At 49.2% G+C, this 3,613-nt stretch carries 5 protein-coding genes; all 5 read left to right on the top strand.

The genetic code is table 11. The features are described 5' to 3' along the window. On the top strand, nt 1-721 hold a 721-nt coding region (locus tag HRU21_12055; protein ID NRA43023.1), incomplete at its 5' end, for an oligopeptidase A. A 2-nt stretch (nt 722-723) separates the two neighbouring features. After that, nucleotides 724-984 (top strand): YheV family putative metal-binding protein, encoded by a 261-nt coding sequence (locus HRU21_12050; GenBank protein NRA43022.1) that lies wholly within the window; start codon nt 724-726, stop codon nt 982-984. Between the two features lie 52 nt (nt 985-1,036). Beyond that, complete coding sequence (locus HRU21_12045; protein NRA43021.1) at nt 1,037-1,540, top strand: nuclear transport factor 2 family protein; 504 nt, start codon at nt 1,037-1,039, stop codon at nt 1,538-1,540. Nucleotides 1,541-1,646: 106 nt separating this feature from the next. Then, a complete protein-coding gene (locus HRU21_12040) occupies nt 1,647-2,639 on the top strand; it encodes a helix-turn-helix domain-containing protein (protein NRA43020.1) in 993 nt (330 codons plus the stop codon). A gap of 231 nt (nt 2,640-2,870) precedes the next feature. Then, nucleotides 2,871-3,613: acyl-CoA dehydrogenase family protein (locus HRU21_12035; protein NRA43019.1), on the top strand; the 743-nt coding region annotated here is incomplete at its 3' end.

Raw genomic sequence — 3,613 nt, 5'->3', positions numbered from 1 at the left:
GTTTTTAACCTGTAATTTTCGCCCCGCCGGTGATGGGCGGCCGGCGCTGCTGTCGCACGATGAAGTGACTACCCTATTCCATGAGTTTGGCCACGGTCTGCATCATATGCTGACCCAGGTGAATGTTAATGGCGTGTCAGGCATTGCTGGGGTGGAATGGGATGCGGTTGAGCTGCCAAGTCAGTTTTTAGAAAACTGGTGCTGGCAGGCTGAGGGTTTGGCGCGCATCAGCCAACATTATGAAAGCCAGCAGCCGCTGCCAGATGCGCTATTACAAAGCATGTTAGCGGCAAAAAACTTTAATGCCGGCATGATGATGCAGCGTCAAATTGAATTTGCGCTGTTTGATATGTTGTTACATACCCTGTCAGAAATCGACAATGCTGACCAAATTCAAGATCTGCTCGATCAGGTGCGCGACAAGGTGGCGGTGGTTGAGCCGCCATTAGAGGTGCGCTTTCAGCATAGCTTTAGCCATATTTTTGCCGGCGGCTATGCTGCCGGTTATTTCAGCTATAAGTGGGCCGAGGTGCTGTCGGCTGACTGCTTTGCGGCGTTTGAAGAAGAAGGGATTATGAACCCGGCCACTGGCCAGCGCTTTTTAGAAAATATTCTGCAGGTTGGTAGCTCACGCCCGGCGGCCGATTCGTTTGCCGCGTTCAGGGGCCGCAAGCCCAGCGTCGATGCGCTGCTGCAGCATTCAGGATTAGAGGCCGCTTAGCGATGTTAAAACGACGATTTATTGCTGGCGCCCAGTGCCCAAAATGCGAGCAAGTGGACAAAATTGTGATGTACGATCACGAGGATGGCTTTCGCTATCGCGAGTGCGTTGCCTGTGGTTTTAAAGACCAGCTTGATGCACACGATAATACCCCGCAGGAATTAGGCACGCGGGTTAATCAAAACCGTTTAGGTGAACAAAAGCTGCCGCACGAAACCGAGGTGCAGGTGGTGAATTTATTAGATCCTAAAAAGCTGCATTAATGCTATGCTGGGCGTTTTAACTGTAAACGCCCTGGCGCGTTAAGCGGCTGCCATGTCTTCTACAACGACTACAACATCGTCCACCCTTTTGCCGAAAACAGCGGCTGATATGATCTCTAGCGCGGAACCCGATCTGTCCATCGAGCCACAGCACCCAGCGATTTTGGCGAATTGCCGCTCAGTAGCGTTTGCCTCGGCTGGCGATAAATCGGCTTGGCTGGCGCTTTACGCTGACGATGCGGTGCTGCGCGATCCGGTCGGTAAATCTATATTAGACCCAGAAGGCCTAGGCCACCGCGGTAAAGCTGCGATTGCCACGTTCTGGGATAATGTGATTGGCCCAGCGAATATCTCGCTAACGATTCAGCAGCAGATCATTTCCGGTGATCGTCATTGTGCTGCGCTGCAGCAAGTGGTGAATACTCTGCCAAATGGCCAACAAACCACGGTATCGATGCTGGCCAGCTATGCTGTGGATGCACAGGGCTTGATTACTGAGATGTCGGCCTATTGGGATATGCAGGCACTGTTGGCGCAGATGACGCCATCGGTATAGAGCGCCTGCGTTAACGGCGCTAAACAAGGCTTTCATCGACTAAACCTTCACCTTTACGAATCAGATTATGGAACAGCTAAGCATTTCAACCCGATACATAAAAAGTATGTTGAAGTTTGCTGAATTTCGCGACTGCGATATTGATACGTTGCTGGCAAAAGTGGGCACCAGTCAGCAGCTGCTGGCGCAGCAAAAAAAAGTCTCGGTGATGTTTTATGGTGAGTTGTATCACGCAATTATTGAGCAGCTGCAAGATGAGTGGTTTGGCTTATTGCACGGCGGTAACGTGCGTCAGGGTTCGATGCGGTTTTTGATGCGTGCGCTGGTGCACTGCAAGACCCTAGATGAGGCGATCCATCGCAGTTCAGACTTTTTTGAGATATGCCATGGCTATTTGGTGAAGCAGCAGATTGAGCGTGATGGCGACGATTTAATCATTAAATTGTGCAAGCTAGACCATATTGCACAGTCTGAATATCAGCAGATTATTAGTCACACCCCACGCGATATTATCAAGTCGACCCTGTTAGCCCTGCATGGCATCAACAGTTGGCTAACCGGCACCACTATTCCGCTGAAGGCGCTGTATTACCAATTTCCACAATGGCAGGATAAAAGTGCCAATGCCGAAGTCGACATTTTTTATCAGCAAGCTTTTTACGGCTATCGCATCAGCGCTGAATATCTGAATAGCCCGGTGGTGCAGCAAGAACAAAATGTTGATGCCTTTGTCAGCCGAGCGCCCTACTTTGTGTTTTTACACGCACGTAAAGAAAGCTTTATTCAGCAGATTAAAGCGATATTAGGCCGCGCCTTGGGCGGTGCGTTTCCGACCACGGTTGAAATGGCGGCGCAGCTCAATATGTCGGAGCAGACTTTTTTTCGCCGCCTGAAAGCTGAGGGTGTCAGCTATGTGCAGCTAAAAAATGCGATGCGTGCTGAACTGGCGATACACTATTTAAACAACAGTGAACTCAGCAATGAGGCGATCAGCGAGCTGTTAGGTTTTGAAAACCCGTCCACCTTTTACCGTTCGTTTAAAAAGTGGACGGCGCTATCGCCCGGTGAATACCGCAAACGCTTGGCGAAAGCCGTTTAGTCCGTTGCTGTCATATTTTTGTCATTGATATTGTTTCGGTCGCTCGACCGCAATTTCTTTAAGTTATTGATTTCATTATATTGAAATTCCTGTCTTTCTAAGAGCTGATAGTTTTTGCAATAAAACTTGATAGTTTTCAGCCATAGGAAAAAAATTCGCGCTCCGGCATTCTTGCACTATTCTTAATAACAAATAATTCAAAGCATTAACTAAAAGTGTAGGTATTTAACCATGGCTCAATACAAGGCACCCACTAGGGATATTCAATTCGTGCGTGAAGAAATGCTAAATGCATCGGCTTTTTTTGCATCTACCGACTGCTGGCCGGAAGCAACCGCTGAATTGGCAGATGCCATTAACGAAGAATGTGCAAAATTCTCAGAGGAAGTGTTGCTGCCGCTAAATGGCATTGGTGATACCGAAGGCTGTACCTTAAACGATGGTGAAGTCACTACGCCTAGCGGCTTTAAAGAAGCTTACCAGCAATATGTTGAAGGTGGCTGGCCATCCATGGAGGGCCCTGTCGCCATGGGCGGACAAAATCTGCCGAAAACTTTTACCCTGCCCATCAACGAATTTATTGGCACGGCTAACTGGGCTTGGAGTATGTATCCTGGCCTATCGCAGGGTGCGATTCATACGATTCAAGATCACGGCACCGAACAGCAGCAAGATGTATATTTGACTAAGCTGATTGAGGGCTCATGGACCGGCACTATGTGTTTAACCGAGCCGCACTGCGGTTCTGATTTAGGCATGTTGCGCACCAAGGCTGAGCCGAACCCTGATGGCAGCTATGCGATCAGCGGCACCAAAATTTTTATCTCCTCCGGTGAGCACGATATGTCAGACAATATTGTACATATTGTGTTGGCGCGTTTACCTGATGCGCCTGCGGGCACCAAGGGCATTTCTTTATTCATTGTACCTAAGCATTTGCCTAGTGCCGACGGCAGTGCCGGCGAGCGCAACAG

This window comes from Pseudomonadales bacterium, from assembly GCA_013215025.1.
Lineage (GTDB): Bacteria > Pseudomonadota > Gammaproteobacteria > Pseudomonadales > DT-91 > DT-91.
Note: the sequence above shows the minus strand (reverse complement) of the source record. Positions and strands in the feature narration are given on the sequence as shown.